Origin of the sequence: Suttonella ornithocola (assembly GCF_001889065.1) — a bacterium.
GTDB classification, from domain to species: Bacteria; Pseudomonadota; Gammaproteobacteria; order Cardiobacteriales; family Cardiobacteriaceae; genus Suttonella_A; species Suttonella_A ornithocola.
The window spans coordinates 1-18,524 of record NZ_LWHB01000024.1; the positions used below are offsets into that span (position 1 = coordinate 1).

General features: G+C 40.1%; 22 protein-coding genes and 1 tRNA gene. 3 read left to right on the forward strand and 20 right to left on the reverse strand.

Annotation, left to right across the window (positions count from 1 at the left end):
- A partial coding sequence (locus A5N85_RS02030) for a transposase (protein WP_249023916.1) occupies positions 1-202 on the forward strand: 202 nt, incomplete at its 5' end.
- A gap of 914 nt (positions 203-1,116) precedes the next feature.
- Here the strand turns inward: A5N85_RS02030 and A5N85_RS02035 are convergent.
- The 20 genes from A5N85_RS02035 to mbhE all read right to left on the reverse strand — a co-directional run bounded on the left by A5N85_RS02035 (position 1,117) and on the right by mbhE (position 17,104).
- Positions 1,117-1,347 carry a hypothetical protein gene (locus A5N85_RS02035; RefSeq protein WP_072575742.1) on the reverse strand — a complete coding sequence of 77 codons (231 nt, stop codon included), beginning with the start codon at positions 1,345-1,347 and terminating at the stop codon, positions 1,117-1,119.
- A 374-nt stretch (positions 1,348-1,721) separates the two neighbouring features.
- Positions 1,722-1,952, reverse strand: a complete 231-nt coding sequence (gene nqrM, locus A5N85_RS02040; RefSeq protein ID WP_072575743.1) for a (Na+)-NQR maturation NqrM — start codon at positions 1,950-1,952, stop codon at positions 1,722-1,724.
- Positions 1,952-3,007, reverse strand: a complete 1,056-nt coding sequence (locus A5N85_RS02045; RefSeq protein WP_169818603.1) for an FAD:protein FMN transferase — start codon at positions 3,005-3,007, stop codon at positions 1,952-1,954. The genes nqrM and A5N85_RS02045 overlap by 1 nt, the downstream gene beginning before the upstream one ends.
- Positions 3,000-4,217 (reverse strand): NADH:ubiquinone reductase (Na(+)-transporting) subunit F, encoded by a 1,218-nt coding sequence (nqrF, locus tag A5N85_RS02050; protein WP_072575745.1) that lies wholly within the window; start codon positions 4,215-4,217, stop codon positions 3,000-3,002. The genes A5N85_RS02045 and nqrF overlap by 8 nt, the downstream gene beginning before the upstream one ends.
- 10 nt (positions 4,218-4,227) lie before the next feature.
- Positions 4,228-4,839: an NADH:ubiquinone reductase (Na(+)-transporting) subunit E gene (gene nqrE / locus A5N85_RS02055; protein ID WP_072575746.1), complete on the reverse strand. Its 612-nt coding sequence runs from the start codon at positions 4,837-4,839 to the stop codon at positions 4,228-4,230.
- A gap of 11 nt (positions 4,840-4,850) precedes the next feature.
- On the reverse strand, positions 4,851-5,540 hold the full coding sequence (locus tag A5N85_RS02060; protein WP_072575747.1) for an NADH:ubiquinone reductase (Na(+)-transporting) subunit D: 690 nt from the start codon (positions 5,538-5,540) through the stop codon (positions 4,851-4,853).
- Complete coding sequence (locus A5N85_RS02065; RefSeq protein WP_072575748.1) at positions 5,537-6,376, reverse strand: Na(+)-translocating NADH-quinone reductase subunit C; 840 nt, start codon at positions 6,374-6,376, stop codon at positions 5,537-5,539. The genes A5N85_RS02060 and A5N85_RS02065 overlap by 4 nt, the downstream gene beginning before the upstream one ends.
- Positions 6,366-7,529, reverse strand: a complete 1,164-nt coding sequence (locus A5N85_RS02070; protein WP_072575749.1) for an NADH:ubiquinone reductase (Na(+)-transporting) subunit B — start codon at positions 7,527-7,529, stop codon at positions 6,366-6,368. The genes A5N85_RS02065 and A5N85_RS02070 overlap by 11 nt, the downstream gene beginning before the upstream one ends.
- 6 nt (positions 7,530-7,535) lie before the next feature.
- A complete protein-coding gene (locus A5N85_RS02075) occupies positions 7,536-8,882 on the reverse strand; it encodes a Na(+)-translocating NADH-quinone reductase subunit A (protein ID WP_072575750.1) in 1,347 nt (448 codons plus the stop codon).
- Between the two features lie 58 nt (positions 8,883-8,940).
- Positions 8,941-9,026, reverse strand: a tRNA-Leu gene (locus A5N85_RS02080).
- Positions 9,027-9,048: 22 nt separating this feature from the next.
- A complete protein-coding gene (gene secG / locus A5N85_RS02085; RefSeq protein WP_072575751.1) occupies positions 9,049-9,417 on the reverse strand; it encodes a preprotein translocase subunit SecG in 369 nt (122 codons plus the stop codon).
- On the reverse strand, positions 9,414-10,139 hold the full coding sequence (gene tpiA / locus A5N85_RS02090; RefSeq protein WP_072575752.1) for a triose-phosphate isomerase: 726 nt from the start codon (positions 10,137-10,139) through the stop codon (positions 9,414-9,416). The genes secG and tpiA overlap by 4 nt, the downstream gene beginning before the upstream one ends.
- Positions 10,132-11,481: a phosphoglucosamine mutase gene (glmM, locus tag A5N85_RS02095; protein ID WP_072575753.1), complete on the reverse strand. Its 1,350-nt coding sequence runs from the start codon at positions 11,479-11,481 to the stop codon at positions 10,132-10,134. The genes tpiA and glmM overlap by 8 nt, the downstream gene beginning before the upstream one ends.
- Before the next feature lie 25 nt (positions 11,482-11,506).
- Positions 11,507-11,836, reverse strand: a complete 330-nt coding sequence (gene mnhG / locus A5N85_RS02100; RefSeq protein WP_072575754.1) for a monovalent cation/H(+) antiporter subunit G — start codon at positions 11,834-11,836, stop codon at positions 11,507-11,509.
- Positions 11,833-12,117, reverse strand: a complete 285-nt coding sequence (locus A5N85_RS02105; protein ID WP_084601542.1) for an MrpF/PhaF family protein — start codon at positions 12,115-12,117, stop codon at positions 11,833-11,835. The genes mnhG and A5N85_RS02105 overlap by 4 nt, the downstream gene beginning before the upstream one ends.
- Positions 12,114-12,479 (reverse strand): Na+/H+ antiporter subunit E, encoded by a 366-nt coding sequence (locus A5N85_RS02110; RefSeq protein ID WP_072575756.1) that lies wholly within the window; start codon positions 12,477-12,479, stop codon positions 12,114-12,116. Before A5N85_RS02110 ends, A5N85_RS02105 begins: the two co-directional genes overlap by 4 nt.
- Positions 12,476-13,948, reverse strand: a complete 1,473-nt coding sequence (locus A5N85_RS02115) for a proton-conducting transporter transmembrane domain-containing protein (protein WP_072575757.1) — start codon at positions 13,946-13,948, stop codon at positions 12,476-12,478. The genes A5N85_RS02110 and A5N85_RS02115 overlap by 4 nt, the downstream gene beginning before the upstream one ends.
- The gene (locus A5N85_RS02120; RefSeq protein WP_072575758.1) at positions 13,948-14,340 is read right to left on the reverse strand and encodes an NADH-quinone oxidoreductase subunit K; all 393 of its coding nucleotides are present in this window, start codon (positions 14,338-14,340) and stop codon (positions 13,948-13,950) included. The genes A5N85_RS02115 and A5N85_RS02120 overlap by 1 nt, the downstream gene beginning before the upstream one ends.
- A complete protein-coding gene (locus A5N85_RS02125) occupies positions 14,337-14,780 on the reverse strand; it encodes an MnhB domain-containing protein (protein WP_072575759.1) in 444 nt (147 codons plus the stop codon). The genes A5N85_RS02120 and A5N85_RS02125 overlap by 4 nt, the downstream gene beginning before the upstream one ends.
- Positions 14,781-14,782: 2 nt before the next feature.
- A complete protein-coding gene (gene mbhE, locus A5N85_RS02130) occupies positions 14,783-17,104 on the reverse strand; it encodes a hydrogen gas-evolving membrane-bound hydrogenase subunit E (protein WP_072575760.1) in 2,322 nt (773 codons plus the stop codon).
- Between the two features lie 160 nt (positions 17,105-17,264).
- Between mbhE and dapD the strand changes: the two genes are divergently transcribed.
- Both dapD and A5N85_RS02140 read left to right on the forward strand, forming a co-directional pair.
- Complete coding sequence (gene dapD / locus A5N85_RS02135) at positions 17,265-18,080, forward strand: 2,3,4,5-tetrahydropyridine-2,6-dicarboxylate N-succinyltransferase (RefSeq protein WP_072575761.1); 816 nt, start codon at positions 17,265-17,267, stop codon at positions 18,078-18,080.
- A 54-nt stretch (positions 18,081-18,134) separates the two neighbouring features.
- Positions 18,135-18,485, forward strand: a complete 351-nt coding sequence (locus A5N85_RS02140) for a DUF4870 family protein (RefSeq protein WP_072575762.1) — start codon at positions 18,135-18,137, stop codon at positions 18,483-18,485.
- Positions 18,486-18,524 lie beyond the last annotated feature (39 nt).

The following is an 18,524-nucleotide window of genomic DNA, read 5'->3' on the forward strand; positions in this document are numbered from 1 at the left end:
CDCTTTTCATAAACGCAGTGATATTCAAGCAATCATTGAAGAGCATGGGCATGAGATAGTTTGGTTACCCCCTTATAGTCCAGACTTAAATCCTATTGAAAAGATGTGGGCTTGGATTAAGCAAATACGCAAAGAATGGCGGATGGATTGTATTGATACTTTATTCTTTTATCTGCTTTGGATTGGATTGGGTTTTAGATGATTGCACTATATGCCATAGGCTTGTATTACTTGGTCAATGTCTTTGCATTTGTTCCAGTACGCCATTGCTTTTTGTCGGATTTCAATTGTGTATGCCATTTTGTTAGTTTTCGCTATTTTTAGTCTTGTTTCTATTTTAAATTACTATAAAACGTAATACCATTAACAGTAACCCAAAATATTAGGCGTAAGTAAATTTGGTGGTGACATAGATTTATCACTTTCCCTATCCTATACACGCGGGAGCGAGGCAGTGAATTTAATTGCACTAAAGCCAATGCCTTTAGCAATGATGAACATTTCTCTAAAAGAGAACCTTTTATAACTGAATATCTTTAGCTCATACACGAAAATAAGCTAGGTGAACAATGTATGTAAACTACAGATATTTAGTCATACAATATTTTTCCACTGAGCCAGCATTGTGTCTGAATAATATAGTCAAATCAACTAAAAAACAGGACGTTTTATAAACATTACCTTAGTGCTTCTGGCGGTAAATGGTGTTCTGTTTTTTAGCTGATTGCACTATAGCACCAATATGCGGTTCAATATTGAGTTGTTCTTTATCGGCAACAACATCAATAGTGCCAAAGTTTCAACTAACAGCCAATAAAACGCTAAACCTGTGTGCGCATTAAACCGCTGCTCGCATTGCTTCACCAGACCAGTAAACATAGCCATGGCATGCGGTTCGTTGTTATCTTCGTCAGTAAATAATCCAATAGGAATGAAAGATTGTGCGGCAAAAGCTGGCGATTGCTTTTGTGCAGCATTGAATGCCGCTTCGTCATCGTAGATTTCTAACCAATGCGCAAAAACAGAGAGTTGTAAAGTGCAGGTTTCAGGCAGCTTGAGATGGGTATATCGGTCAAAATCAGGAACATCAAAGACAAAGGGGCAATCGCCTTCTCCTTAAATATTAGGATTGAGCCAAGCATAAAACGCACCATCCATTGCGTTATTGCCTGGCAAAAATTCAGTCAGATGCACGGGGAAACGGCTAAAACCGCTAAAATGTGGGTTAAGACCGATGATAGTATTTTGATTATCAGTTTGTAGCCATAATTGCCCACCACTGGTATCCGCATAAACAGCATAACTACCATGAGCTGTGGTAATAGGTTTCTCAAAAGCAGATTGCAATTGGTCGATGAGCGTAACAAGGTCGTTTTCAGACGGAAGTTCAAAGCCGATATTAGAGAAAAGTGGCTCATAATATTTCCTTTATTAAAAGCGTTTTTATCCTACAATAATCGTAAAAAAATAAATTACAGCTACATAGATTTTGCTCATAATTTCCTCTTCAGGCACCTATTCCTACATATTTTTTAATAGATTTAACCGTAAGAAAAAGATTTTTACAATTATTGATAACCTGAGACCTTTGCAAAATTCCGTTTTACACGAATTTTACTACTAGCAAAAAAATTAACAATATGATTTTAATATATTTTTAAAATTTGAAAAATTGAAATTTCTCTATTTTTAGAGGTTTTGCAAAGATCTCAATCTATTTATTACGGACGATAAATACCGGCTTTATCCTCCTTTGTTTGTGGCTCTACTGCTTCAGCTTTGGCTTCAACAGAATTTTTACAAACATCTGTGCAACCACAAGCACGCTCAACGCCCACAGCACCTAAACCTCCACAACTGCCGGAAATAGGTTTACGTCCGAAAATTACACCGACTGCCATTGCTACTATTACCAAAGCAAAAATCACGAAAATAATGAGGAAAGTAGTCATTATTTTTCTCCTCCAAAAGATTTTTGATAAGCATCTGTTGTTGTTACTTGAAACTTTCCATCTTTAACAGCGGTAATAAATAAGGCAGACAATCCTAACTGATTGGCAAAATTCTCTGCTTTTTTATCACCTAATGCCATTAAAGCAGTCGCATACGCATCCGCTGTCATACAATCCTGTGCAACAACTGTCACGGATAATAAAGCTGATTGTTCCGTCATTCCTGTTTTAGGATTGATTGTATGGACGGCATGAACCGAGCCATAATCTGCATAGTTTCGATAATTTCCGGAAGTTGCTAAGGCAATATTTTCATCTTTTAGCGCAATCACGGATTGAATTGAGTGCGATGAAACTTCTTCTGGCAATTCTATACCCACTCTCCATGGTTGACCAAACTTACTTCCTCCAGCTCGCACTTCCCCACCGATATCAACCAAATAATTTTGGTAACCGCTTTTCTCTATTTGCTCAGCAACGACATCTACGCCATAACCTTTAGCAATAGATGATAAGTCAATTTCAATATCAGGTTGAGATTTCTGTATTCCTTCATTAGACAACGTTATTTTTTGATAACCCACTCGAGACTTAGCCACAGCAACTTCTTCAGCGCTAGGGGCTGATGTTACTTTTTTAGGACCGAATCCCCATAAATCTACAAGAGGTGCAACAGTGATATCATAATAACCGTCTGATTGTTTGGAAATCTCTAATCCTTTAGCAATAACTTTTCTTAGCTCAGGACTAATTGGAATAGGGGCTTTCTGCGAGTTATGATTTAGTAGCTCCAACTCAGAATCGGGAATATAAGTGGACATGGATTGATTGACCGCTTTTAAATCTGCCTCTATTTTTGCTTGTAACGCTGCTTTTTCTGCTTCATTCATCTTGGCAGCAATAGATGCCTGCCAATAAGTTCCCATCGTTGTTCCTTTCAACAAAACGGGCGTTTGATGAGTCGCTGAGCAAGCCACTAATAACCAAAATAAAGATGCCACCGTTATTAACAGTGGCACTTTATAGAATGTTTTTAAAGTAAATAACTTATCCACCAAAATCATCCAATAAAATATTGTCGTCTTCTACACCTAAATTATGAAGCATTTCGATAACCGATTTATTCATAATTGGCGGTCCACACATATAAAACTCACAATCTTCAGGCGCTGGATGATTTTTCAAATAGTTTTCATAAACAACATTATGAATAAATCCTGTATAACCATCCCAATTATCACTTTCTAAAGGATCAGAAAGTGCCACATGCCATTCAAAATTATCATGCTCAGCGGCTAACTGATCAAAATCTTCTACATAGAACATTTCGCGCTTAGAACGTGCTCCATACCAGAATGTGATTTTTCGTTTAGTATTTAAGCGTTTTAGCTGATCAAAGATATGCGAACGCATTGGTGCCATACCCGCACCACCACCAATAAAGACCATTTCTGCATTGGTTTCTTTTGCAAAGAACTCACCAAAAGGTCCCGAAATGGTTACTTTATCCCTCGGTTTTAAGCTATAAATAAAGCTAGACATTTTACCGGGTGGGACATCTGGGTTACGCGGAGGCGGTGAAGCAATCCGTACGTTAAGCATAATAATCCCTTTTTCTTCAGGATAGTTAGCCATAGAGTATGCACGTACAACATCTTCATTATTCACTGCATGAATTTTAAAAAGACCAAATTTTTCCCAATCTTCACGATATTCTTCTGGAATATCATAGTCGCTATAGTTAATATCGTAAGGTCCACATTCAATCTGAATATAACCGCCTGCACGGAAAGGAACTGACTCTCCATCTGGAATTTTGAGTTTAAGCTCTTTAATGAAAGTCGCGACATTATCGTTAGAAATAACTTCACATTCCCATTTTTTCACCCCAAAGACAGCCTCGTCAACTTCCACTTTCATGTCACGCTTAACCGCTACCTGACAAGATAAGCGTTCATCTTCTTTTGCTTCACGCTTTGTAATATGGTTCAACTCTGTTGGTAAAATTTCTCCACCACCTTCATGAACCTTAACGCGACACTGTCCACAGCTACCGCCGCCACCACAAGCAGATGATACATAAATACCGCCTTCTGCAAGTGCGCCAAGTAACTTACCACCAGCAGGAACTTTTATTTCCTTTTCATTATTGACCAAAATGGTAACATCACCTGATGGGACTAACCATTTTTTTGCTGCCAGAATAATCATTGATAGTAGTAATACCAATCCGGTAAAAACCACTACACCATAAATAATTTCCATTTCTTACCCCTTATAGTTGGACGCCGGAAAAAGACATGAAACCAATAGCCATTAACCCAGCGCTAATAAAGGTAATGCCTAACCCTTGTAACCCTTTGGGCACATCTGAATAACGCATTTTTTCGCGAACACCAGCAAGTAGAATAATTGCCAATGCCCATCCAGCACCACTACCCAAGCCATATACGACAGAATCTGCAAAATTATAGTTCCGCTCTACCATAAATAACGAGCCACCTAAAATAGCGCAGTTCACTGTAATCAAAGGTAAGAAGATACCCAATGCAGCATATAACGCAGGGACATATTTATCTAAAAACATTTCTAAGATTTGAACCGCTGCTGCAATCATACCGATATAAGCGATAACACCTAAGAAGCTAATATCTACTTGAATACCTAACCATTGCCAAAGCAACGCATTTTTTTTAATTAGAAAAGTATAGAGTAGGTTATTTAAGGGAACCGTTAAAAACTGTACGACAATAACTGCAACCCCTAGTCCTATCGCGGTGCTAATTTTCTTAGAAACTGCCAAAAAGGTACACATTCCTAAGAAAAATGATAATGCCATGTTCTCAATAAAGAGAGACTTAACAAACAAACTAATGTAATGTTCCATAATTTTTCTCCTTATTGATGCGCAGGATGACCGCCAACTAAAGGCTTAGCCGCTTTTGCTTCTTGATAATCACGGGCTTCTACTTGCTGTGGTTTCCAGGTACGCAACGCCCAGATGAGTAACCCAATAATGAAGAAAGCACTTGGAGGTAATACCATTAAGCCGTTAGGATCATACCAACCACCATTCTTAATACTTGGAAGTACAGTCATACCAAACCACGTTCCGCTACCTAAAATTTCGCGAATAGTTGCCACGATAAGCAGTAGCACACTGTATCCCAACCCATTACCGATACCATCTAAAAAGCTAGGTAGAGGCGGGTTAGACATCGCATATGCTTCCAAACGCCCCATAACAATACAGTTAGTAATAATCAAGCTAACAAACACAGATAATTGCTTAGATAGTTCAAAAGTAAAGGCACGCATCAACTGATCAACGACAATCACCAATGAAGCAACAATCGTCATTTGCACGATAATCCGGATACTGCTCGGAATATGGGTGCGAATCATACTTACAAATAAGTTTGAAAAAGCTGTTACCGTCGTTAATCCTAATGACATTAACAACGCCGTTTTCATACTTCCCGTAACAGCCAATGCCGAACAAATACCCAACACTTGCAACCCAATAGGGTTATTATTAAAAATTGGGTTAAGAATTATGAATTTATAATCGTAACTTTTCTCGCTCATGATGCTTTTCCTTCATTAGTAGAAGCGCCTTTTTCTGCTGCCTGACGCATTTCATTGATCGTAATTTTACCGTTTTCGACATTTTCAATGAACTTGCGATAACCTTGATTACTTAACCAATAATTCATCAGATTTTGAACACCACGACTGGTCAGAGTTGCCCCTGAAATAGCATCAACTTGATTATCGCTGCCAGCAGCTGCATTTTTTACCACTCGAATATCTGGCTGACCTTGCGCATTATAAGGCTTAATACCTTCCCACTTAGCTTGCCAAGTAGGATTGGTAATCTCAGCGCCTAATCCTGGCGTTTCTGATTGCTGATAAAAAGTAATTCCACCAATTTCAGGCGTTTTACTTAAATCTAAAGAGGTAAATCCATAAAGCGTTGACCATAATCCATATCCTTGAATAGGGAGGATAATTCTCTTAATCTTATCCCCTTCTACCAAGATATAAGCAGTGCCATCATAGGCTTGACGTTTAATACTAGCAGGATCATCTTTTAATGCACGGCTTTCGTTAGGTACTTGGGCAGCCGCATACATATCATAAGTTTGTGGATTTTTAGAATCGTCTAATTTGCCTGTTTCAAAGTTCACGACAACTGGAATAATTTCTTTGAATTTCGCAGCAATTTCTTTATTACTTAATTTTTCATCACCAGAAACCAATCCAGCGGCTTTTAAGATATTGATACGCTTTTCATTTAACGCATTTTTCTCTTGTAACCCTCGTAAAGCCACCGCAGAGGCAGAAACCACTAATGAGCAAGCCAGACAAACAATAGTGGCAAACTTTAAGACTTGCAATTTTGATTGTTGCTCAGTTGACATTTGTTCTCACCTTGCGACGTTTAATATTCGCATTCATCACAAAATAATCAATAATTGGTGCAAAAATATTAGCAAATAAAATTGCCAACATAATTCCTTCTGGGAAGGCTGGATTCACAACACGAATCAGAATGGTCATTACACCAATCAATATACCAAAGATATATCGTCCAGTATTCGTTACTGATGCCGTTACTGGATCGGTTGCCATAAAGACTGTTCCAAATGCAAATCCACCTAAAACGAAGTGCCACCAAAACGGCATGGCAAACATTGGATTAGTATCGCTACCTACCGCATTAAAGAGCAATACCGTTGCTACCGCACCAGCAAGCACGCCTACAATAATTCGCCAAGAAGCAACACCTGTCGCAATAATGACTACGGCACCAAGAAGAATGGCAAATGTAGAGGTTTCTCCAATAGAGCCTGGAATATTACCAATAAAGGCATCCCACCAAGTAACATGTAAGTTCTCTGTGATACCTTTCATTCCATGCGTTGCAGCCTCACCCAAAGGTGTCGCGCCGGTAACCGCATCAGCAGTAACGTTCTTAATCCATACCGCATCACCTGACATACTGGCTGGATAAGAGAAATATAAGAATGCACGCCCTGTCAAAGCAGGGTTAACAAAGTTTCTACCTGTGCCACCAAAAATTTCTTTACCAACAACCACACCAAAACTAATGCCTAAAGCAACTTGCCAAAGCGGAATAGTTGGCGGCAGAATCAATGAAAAGAGAATAGAGGTGACAAAGAAACCTTCAGAAACTTCATGTTTACGCACCAATGCAAATAGCACTTCCCAGAAGCCACCTACTGCAAAAGTGACGATATAGATAGGCAACTGAACTTGTGCACCTAATAAAAGATTACTAAAAAATCCGCCACTTAACTCTGGATTATGTGCTGCTTCTTGCGCACCAACAAAATACCATCCAAAAAACATTGCAGGGAAAACAGCTAACCAGACAAGGATCATCACCCTTTTAAAGTCTATATTATCTCGAACATGAGATGGACGTGCTGTTACATAATTTGGACTATAAAAAATAGTCGCTGCTGCTTCATAAACAGGATAAAGCGCCTCAAGCTTACCACCTTTTTCAAAGGTTGGCGCCATTTTGTCAAAAATTGTTTGTTTTGCCATGATTAATTAGCCTTCTTCTTCAATTTGCGTTAAGTTTTCACGCAAAATAGCGCCAAAATCGTGCTTACCTGGATCAACATAAGTTAATAATGCAATATCTTCTTCTGCTAATTCTAGCGCGCCTAACTGCACAGCAGTATCCGTATCTTTTACAACCAATGCTTTTAATAATAAAGTAGGTAAGATATCTAGTGGCATCACTTCTTCATAAATGCCAAATGGCAAAATAGGACGAGGAGAACCTTGCATAGAAGTCGTGAACTTCAAAGGTTTTCCTAAAAAACGACCTAAATAAGCGCGTGTTTTAGAATAGGCATCTGCACCTGGACGTAAAAATTCTAAGAAAATACTGTCGCGACCTTCTGGTAATACGGTGACCTGACGATCATAAGCCCCTAAAAAGTCCGTTGGTGCTTCTATTTTTCTACCTGCGAAGACGCTACCAGAAATAATCCGTTGCTCGCCTGATTGAAGATTATCTGTTAATAGTGTTGTGAGATTCATTCCACGGCGAACTTTAGCATAGTAAGACCTTTTCACCCCGGGACCTGCAACACTAATCAAACGTTGATTATCTAGTTGTCCCGTTAAGAATAAATGACCAATAGCCAATAAATCTTGCAAACCAATGTGCCAAATAAATTTATTTGCACCTGCTGATTCAATAAAATGAATATGAGTTCCAACTAGTCCAACAGGGTGAATTCCCTCAAATGCATGATAGTGAACTTTTTCAACTTCAGACTCAGGTAATTTTGCATTTTCTTGATGGCAAACATGAACTTTACCTTCTGTTAGCTTCAGTAAAACAGCCAAGCCTGCTTGATAATCGTTCTCTCTTCCAGAAAGCGCTATCATTGGGTCAATAGCTAATGGATTACTATCCATAGTATTAACAAAAATAGCGTAAGGGACGGCATCAATTGCAGGAATTTTCTCATAAGGACGCTGACGTAGCATTGCCCAACATCCACTTTTTTGTAGTTGTTCCCGAATCGCTTGAGAGTCGGCTGTTAAAATATCAGCTAATTGATAAGAAGAAAAAGTAATAGGTTCGATACTGGAATCAGGACGAATAATAACAGAAAGTAGACGACGTCTCTCTCCTCTTTCAATACCAACGATTTTTCCAGAAACTGGCGCACAAATAACAACCCCTGGATTTTTTTTATCTTCAAAAAGTTCTTGTCCTTCTTGGACTTTATCTCCTTCAGAAATCATCATCGTAGGCTTAAGCCCAATATAATCATCTCCGATGATACCAATAGTTGCTTCTGTGTTAATGGTTTGAATTGTATCGTCTGATACAGCACCTGAGATTGGCAGGTCAATGCCTTTTTTAATGGATATCATGCATTCTATACCTTGCTTTCATGATTTTGACTATAAACAACACAGTCGTTTTTCTCAATGGTGCCGACGGCGAGACTCGAACTCGCACGAGCTAGGCTCACTACCCCCTCAAGATAGCGTGTCTACCAATTCCACCACGTCGGCGTGCTTATTTTCCTAAAAACGATTATTTTTTGCTTAAAGGAATACTGGTATTAGAAGCAGATGCGTTATTATCCGCACCACTTAAAGGTACGTCAACTACCCCAGCTTCTTTTTTTGTATCTAAATGTTCTTGCTGAAGAATATTATCTCCAACTGCTGCTTTATTCTGCAAATATCCCATTGCTAAAGCACTCACAAAAAAGACCACTGCTAATGCGCGAGTTGCTTTATAGAGAAAAGAGCCAGCACCACGAGCACCAAAAACGGTTGCCGATGCACCAGCACCAAAAGAGGCGCCCATACCAGCGCCTTTAGATTGTTGCAGCAAAATCAAGATACTCAGGGCAATAGCCGTCCCGATAAAAATGATTTGAGCAATAATTAATGTCATGAGATTGCCTCAATAATTTTTCCAAATGCATCCACCTGAAGGGATGCGCCTCCAACTAAGAATCCATCAATATCAGCTTTGGCAATCAGCTCACCAGCATTCTCTGGCTTAACGCTACCACCGTAAAGAATTCTCACTTTATCTGCTATATTAGCACATTTAGCGGCAATCATTTGGCGAATTTGTTCATGAACTTTTTGCGCATATTCTGGCGTTGCTGCTTTTCCAGTACCGATTGCCCAAACAGGTTCATAAGCAATCACCGTATTTTCATCAACCAATCCAGCGTCTAACATTGGGGCAAGTTGACGTTCGATAGCAGCTTGTGTTTCACCATTATCGTACTCTGCTTCACTTTCGCCTAAGCAATAAACTGGAATAATTCCTTGTGCTTTTAATTGTTCCCATTTGGCTTGAAGCAATGTTTCATCTTCTCCGTGCATTTCACGACGTTCGCTATGCCCGATAATGCAATAGCGACAACCAGCTTCTTTTAACATTTCTGCTGAAATTTCACCCGTGTAAGCACCTTTTTCATGCGCTGAAACATCTTCTCCTGCTAGGTCTTTTAAACCAGCAGCATGTGCTTGATGCAAGAAAACTGCTGGCAATCCCCAAATGGTTTGGACGCTATCCGCACCTAATTTTGCTTGTTCAAATGCTTGCAAAAGCGCTAATGAACCATTCATTTTCCAGTTAGCGGCGGCAATTGGTTTACGCATTGTGAGTCTCCTGTTTAATTACGGTTACTAATTCATCTACAATTTCATTTAACAAAGCCTCGTCATCCCCTTCAGCCATCACCCGAATTTTAGGCTCTGTTCCTGATGGTCTTAATAAAAGTCGTCCATTATTCCCTAATTTTTTTTCTGCCGCTTCAAGGGCATTTTGTACAGCAGAACCATTCACGATATTTTTTTCATGAACAGTAATATTTTTGAGTATTTGAGTAGTCATATGCAAGTCTTGCGTTAAAGACTCAACACTTTCTCCCATTTCTAATACCGCAGCAAGCACTTGCAAAGCAGCAATGATGCCATCGCCAGTTGAGTTTCTATCTAAACAGATAATATGACCGGAATTTTCTCCGCCCACTCTTGCATTTAGTGCTTGTAATTTCTCTAAGACATAACGATCACCGACTTGGGTTCGATGTAAACGAATTCCCATAGCTTCTAAAGCATGTTCTAACCCTAAGTTCGTCATCAAAGTACCAACAACGGTATGAAGCTTCTCACCTTTAAACGCTCGATACTTAGCGATGATATACAAAATTGCATCACCGTCTAAGAGCCGACCATTTCGATCAACCATAATGACACGATCGCCATCTCCGTCAAAAGCAATCCCTACATCCGCCTGCTCTTCTCGAACGCGTCGCTGTAAAGACTCTGGATGCGTAGAACCTGCACCAGCATTGATATTACAGCCATTAGGATCAGCATTAATAACAGTGACATTAGCCCCTAATTCTCTAAAAACATCTGGCGCAATAGCATAGGTTGCGCCATTAGCGCAATCCAAGACAATTTTTAATCGTTGGAAAGGTAAGTTCAAAGGAACGGCATTCTTACAAAATTCGATATATCTACCACGCGCTTCAGGCACACGGTAAGCTTTACCTAATTCTGCCGAACCAACAAGTTTCATCGGCTTTTCTAAATAAGCTTCTATGGTTCGTTCTGCTTCATCAGGCAATTTATACCCACCAGGTGCGAAAACCTTAACACCATTATCATAATAAGGATTATGCGAGGCGCTAACGACAATGCCTGCCGCCGCATGGAAAGTGCGCGTAAAATAAGCAATACCCGGAGTCGGCATGACACCTAATAAATGTGCATCCATACCGGCAGCCGTCAATCCCGATACAATCGCATTTTCAAACATATAGCCTGATAAACGCGTATCCTTTCCGATAATCACTTTTTCCCCTGCATATCCGTTATCCGACAGCATTTTGCCTACTGCCCATGCTAAATGCATGACCCAATCGGGTGTCATCGGCACATCACCTACTTTTCCTCTAACACCGTCTGTACCGAAATATTGTCTGGATTGCATATTTTTCTCTCTTAAATATCAATAACTAATCTTGCTTATCTGCCTGCCATACTTCTTCGTGATGTCGTTTATGAACCAACATCTTACTCACAACTGCTGCTCTTGCCAAAGCATGAGAAGCCAATGGAACCGTCGCCAACATAAAAACAATCATTAAAAATAGCCGTATAGCAATTGACCAATCAGCTAAATAAATCATCGTTCCCAAGCTTGATAAAATCACCCCTAATGTAGCAGCCATTGTAGCAGCATGTTGGCGAGAGAGTGCATCAAGGAAAATATGCATTCCCAATGCTGAAATCAGCAATACGATTGCCCCCAGTAATAAAAAGATTGTCGACAAAATCACTATCATTGCGAACGCTCCTCTCTTTTACGCTGCTGTTCTCTCTCCAAGAGTCGCGCCCAACCGATTGTTCCGATAAATCCAACCAACGCTAATCCTGTCGCAACATCTATAAACTCGCTTCTTCCAGTTGCAACACTGGCGACCATTCCTAACATCACACTTGCAGCAAATATCAAATCTAGCGCAACAATTCGATCAATATGACGAGGACCTCGAAGCACTCGAATAACGGAAATAAGTATTGCTAGTGTAATAAGGCAAATAACAATTGCTAAAACAACTTTCATAATGCCTCCTGCTCACGCCGCGCAAAAAAGACCACTAATGGCGGAACAAAGCGCTCACGAATATAACGCACGGTTTCCATCGGATCACGCGCATCTAAAACATGCAGTAATAACTCGCTATGCTCTTGATCAATATCTATTGCGGTAGTTCCTGGTGTCAAAGTAATCATCGCGGCAAGTAAACTCATTCCCCAGTCGGTCATTGGCGTTACTTTTAATCGAACATACGCTGTGGGTGGTAATTTTCTTCGTGTTCCATAACGCATAAGAATCATTAACACGCCAACACCAGAAGATAATAATGCCTGAATGAAGCGTAAGATAATCAGAAAAAATGCACTAATTTTTCGATGCCAACTCATTGTCCATGCTCCATTTGTTCCACAGATGAACTTACATATTGATATAACCGCTGAGGGACAAAACTAATATAAAGCGTCAATGCAGCTAATATAACAATGGACAACACCGCAAATGACTGCCCTTTGATTGCGTTGGGATACCATATTTGTTTATCCACGGAAGGATGCGGCTTAGCAAAAGCGCCAAACCAAATTTTCATCATGGCATACATCGTTAATACACTGACGACGATAATAGCAGCTGCCCATATCACTCTGCCTTGGGCAATACTTTCTTGTAAGACCAAAATTTTTGCCCAAAATCCTGAAAACGGCGGAATACCAATCATTGATAAAGCAGGAATTGCAAATAAAATCGCCAACCATGGCGCAGTATTATATAAACCACCAATTTGTCGTAAATCATAGCTACCAGCTAAAGAGGCGATCAATCCAGCCATAAAGAACAAATTTGCTTTTACTAGAATATCTTGCAACATATAAAATATCGCAGCGATATTCCCATTCGCACTCCCAAGCGCAACCGCTAATAAAATATTTCCCACAGTAGAGATAATTAAGAAACCAAAAATTCTACGCATATCCCAATGATAAGTCGCGCCTAACACACCAAAAAGCATTGTTGCCACAGCCAACCATCCCAAAGCAGAAAGCAAAATTTCAGGTGTTGGAATAAAAATATCGCCATAGCTTCTTAAAATGGCATAAATGCCAACCTTAGTTAGCAATGCTGCAAATAAAGCCAATAACGGCGCGGGTAATGTATGGTAAGACGCTGGCAGCCAAGCAAATACTGGAAACGCGCCACTTTTCACTAAAAAGCCCAAAGCCAATAATGATAAAAGCCAAATCCGTGTACTTTCTGACCACATCGCATAACTTGCTCTTAACGCAGCAAAATTCAATTGTCCTGTTGCACCATAAATCATCGCAACCGCAAATAACATCAATAAAGTTCCGAAAATATTTAATGCAAGATATTTAAATGCAGCATCAAGCTGAGCGCCACGCCTTCCAATAGCAAGAAGTCCCAAAGAGCAAATCAACATCACTTCAAACCACACATACCAGTTAAAAATATCTGCGGTAATAAAGGCGCCCTGAACGCCAGTAATCAAACCAAACATTAGCGGCAAAGTTAAAGGATGTCGACTACCACTATCAATTGAAGATAAGCCATATAAAAGCGTTAAAAGCGTCATAATAGCAGTCACTAGCAGCATAATAGCGCTTAAACGATCAATACTAAAAACAACGCCAAAAGGTGCGGACCATCCACCAAAACTGGACGTAAGCACAGCACCCTGAAGGACGTAATGAAAGATTACAACCGCTATAACGAAAAACATCCCCCCAGCGATACCAGCAATCCAAGCTTGAACACGGGGATGCTGATAGCAAACAACCAATATTGCAGCAACGAATAAAGGAAGAACAACCGGTAAAGCCGGTAACCAATTTATCAACATTATTCTTCCTCCATCGGCGAAGGTTTAAAGCCTTGCTTAGGTGGCTGCGGCTCTGCTTTGCGCCAGCTATCAATATCATCACTGCCCAAACGCTTGATGAGTTCAATCATCAGGACAATAGCAAAACACATCAAAGCAAATCCAATGACAATAGCGGTTAAGACTAACGCTTGCGGTAGAGAATTAGCAGCATTTTCAGATAGTACCATTTCCCCTTGAGCAATAATTGCAGGAATATCGCTACCCACTCGACCCGATAAAATAATCGCCAAATTGATAGCATTACCTGCTAGCATCAATCCTACAACCATTCTCAATGCTTCTCGAGATAAAAGTAAATAAACTGATGCAACCATAATGATCCAAAACGCAAATAGCAATAAAATCGTCATTCTTGTTCTCCATCATGGCTAATACGAATAAGAGCCAGCGCATAACCGCTCACCACGCCCCAAACGCCAAGATACACGCCCAAATCAAATAACAATACCGTTGATACGGGATAGTCAATGATAGGAATAGTTAACCAATAATGCGTTAAAAACGTTTTCCCTAAGATCAACGCTGGCAGCCCTGCTACGCCTGCACATATCACACCAACCGCTGCGAGCTTAAGCGAGTTTTTTAATGGCAAACGCGCTTCCGCTTCATCTGGGGAAAAAACCAATGCCCATAGCAAAGTTGTAGAGGAAACCAATAACCCGCCGATAAAACCGCCACCTGGCGCATTATGACCACGCATAAAAACCACAATAGAAACGCCTAACAAAAGCCAATAAAGTGGCTTAGCAGCCGTTCTTATTAACACAATTGTTTGTTCAGTTTTCTTCATTTTTATTCCGTTTTATTTGCTAATGCTGCTTGTCTTCTTCGATATAAAGCACTTAACAACGGCCATGCGGCTAATAATGACAGCAATAACACACTGGTTTCACCAAACGTATCAATCGCACGAAAATCCACCAAAATGACATTAACCACATTTAAACCATGCGCTTCTGTATAGCTATTTTTTGAAAAATAAGTCGTCAACGACGCATCAAAAGGCATAGCAATCACCAACATAATGACAAACGTCAGCAAGCTAGCAAAAACTATTGCTAATACTAATGCGCCATAATGCACTTTTTCGGCTTGATATCGACGAATATCACTTCTACGCAGCATCAATAAAATAGATACCAAAATAACCACTAAAATGGTTTCGACAACAAATTGCGTTAATGCAACATCTGGTGCGCCAATAAAGATAAAAATCAAGGCAGAACCATAACCCACTAATCCCGCGCAAACCATGAGCAACATTGGACGCTTCGCACGCATGACAGAAAGCGCGCCAACGCTTAACAATAATACTGCTGCCATTACCCCAAAAGAAAAATGCTCGGATAATTGTTGCCAAACAGGTAATTTCAAAGATGCCTTATTCATTGCTATCAATAATGCTGCGCCAATGGCTATCGTTGAAAAACACACTAACCACAAGGCATAAACCGATAATGCACCCGGTTGTAAATATCGCGTAGAAAGTGCAGACCATTTTGGCAAATATTTGATCAAACGATAATAAACATCTGCTCCACCCCAACGCGGTAATAACTGTAAAAATTTATCAAATGCGCCATGTAAAACATCCCAAAAGATAAATACAACCACACCCAATACAATGGTTGGTCCAACCGTTTGTAAAGCATCTCGCCATAAATTCAAATCAAAATGCTGTACAAACTCTACCGAAATACTGGGAACAATGGTTTTTGCTGCGGCATCTAATAACTGCTCTGCCAACATAGGATAAAAACCTAAAACCAATCCAATGGCGGCAACACATAAAGGCGGAAGGAACATACTTGCGCCAGCTCGATGAATTTCTGTTGGCGTAACATTCTCACCAGGATGACGCCAAAATACACGAATAGCAGCAACACCAGCCACAGCAACAGCAATAATAGAAAAAACCATATTTGCGCCAACACTAAGTACTAAAGTTTCATCTGCGACTTTTGCTGCCGCTAACGTTTCCTTAGCAACATAGCCAAATGACAAAGGCATACCCGCCATAGAAAGACCTGCCAACAAAGCTGCTAAAGCAGTCCAAGGCATTTTAATTCTTAACCGTCCTAAACGATCAATAATTCTTGTTCCAGTACAATGGTCGATATTTCCTGCCACAAAGAATAACGGTGCCTTATATAAAGCGTGCGCTAATAATAAAGTGACCAAGCCTAATGCAGCATTCTCACCTGGCAAACCAATCATGACCACTAAGGTTCCTAAAGTTGCAACTGTTGACCAAGCCAAAATTCGTTTTAAGTCCCGCTCTTTTAACGCTAATAACATTCCCCAACCAGCGGTAATAGAGCCTACTATCTGTAAAAAAGTTTGCCAGAAAACCCAGTCATCTAGTCCAGCATCTAAGCGTGCCAATAAATACACGCCCAATTTAACCATCGTTGCCGAATGCAAATACGCTGAAACAGGGGTTGGCGCTGACATTGCATTTGGCAGCCAAAATTGAAACGGAAATTGCGCACTTTTGGTTAACGGACCAATCAAGAGAACCATTAACCAAGGAAGAAATGCAGCATGATTTCGCAACTCAGGCAGCTGTTGAGTTAACTCGCTAATACGCGTCGTTCCTGCCATCTGTCCAATAGCAATCGCACCTGCTAATAAACACAAACCGCCCATTCCTGTGACAAGCATTGCTTGCCTGGCGCTATTTCTCGCGCTTGACTCAAAACCGTTAAACCCAACCAATAAAAAAGATAAAACGCTTGTGAGTTCCCAAAAAACAAATAGCAACAACAAATCATCTGCAAGCACACACCCCGCCATTGCTAAAGCAAACGCTGTTAATAATACATAAAGACGGCGCAACTGCGGATGATGTCTTAAATACCCTGCTGCATATATAAACACTGCTGATCCAATACCAAAAATCAGCATTAACATTAATAAGGATAATCCATCAATCCGAATAGAGAAATTTAATGCGATAGCCGGAAACCACTCCCACTGCATGACATATGGTGTTGTATACTTATGCCAAGTAAAAGCCACCCATAAAAAACCGAGCAGTGGCAGCATGCACCAGAAACCTTTTTCTAACCGCGTTAGCGACATACCGCTTAAACGCTTATCTGCCTCTGCCATTGTTCTTACCTATTGAAAAATTAGGCAGTAATTTTAGCGGTTAGATGCGTTGCTCTCAAGCAACATCGGGCTTAACTGGCTTTTCATTAACAAGAAAAAATTTTTAAATTTTTATAATGCTATCGTTATAATGCTAAATTTTTAAATAAGTGATAAATATATGACTCTACAACAAACCATTGAAAACGCTTTTGAAAACAGACAATCTATTTCTCCACAAACCGCTGATAAAACCGTTATTGATGCGGTAGAAGAAACCTTAGTACAATTAGAAAGCGGTGCGCTGCGCGTAGCAGAACCTACAACCAACGGCTGGAAAGTGAACGAATGGGCTAAAAAAGCGGTTTTACTCTCTTTCCGTCTTAATGACAACCATTTGATGCCGCATGGTTACACCAATTATTTCGATAAAGTAGAGAGCCGTTATGCACAATATGATGAAGCACGCTTTCAAGCAGAAGGCGTACGCGTTGTTCCACCAGCCATTGCTCGTCGTGGCAGTTTCTTAGGCAAAGGCGTTGTTTTAATGCCTTCTTATGTCAATATCGGCGCTTATGTGGATGAAGGCACAATGGTAGATACTTGGGCAACTGTTGGCAGCTGTGCGCAAATTGGAAAAAACGTTCACCTCTCTGGTGGGGTTGGTATCGGTGGCGTACTAGAACCTTTACAAGCTTCGCCTACCATCATTGAAGACAATTGCTTTATCGGCGCACGTTCTGAAATTGTAGAAGGTGTTATTGTCGAAAAAGGTTCTGTTATCTCAATGGGTGTTTATATTGGTCAATCTACCAAAATTTATAACCGGGAAACTGGTGAAATTAGCTACGGCCGCGTGCCTGCAGGTTCGGTTGTTGTCCCCGGTAGCTTACCTTCTAAAGACGGAAGCCATAGTCTTTACTGCGCGGTTATCATCAAACAAGTTGATGAAAAAACTCGTAGCAAAACTGGCATAAACGAACTATTACGCAGCTAACTTTTATTTCCCTGAAGCCTCAAGCTTCAGGGATACAACTTAGGTAAACAAGCAATGACATTCTCTCAAACAAACAATAATCAGACTATCGCATTAGTGGTCTATATCCTATACATTGTTTCTTTATTTACCGGTGGTTTAACCGCTATCATTGGCGTAATTATGGCTTATATTTATCGCTCAGATAGCCAAGATGCTTTTCTCAATAACCACTTTACTTACCAAATTAGAACCTTTTGGATAGGGTTACTGTATAGCATTATTGCAACGATTCTTCTTTTAGTCTTGGTGGGCTATTTATTATTTATTGCAATCTTTGTCTGGCAGCTAGTTCGCTGTATTAAAGGCATTAAAGTATTAAATGACAATCAACCGATTGCTAATGTAACCTCTTGGCTATTCTAATTATTTTACTTTAATAGGAAATATACATACATTAGAATA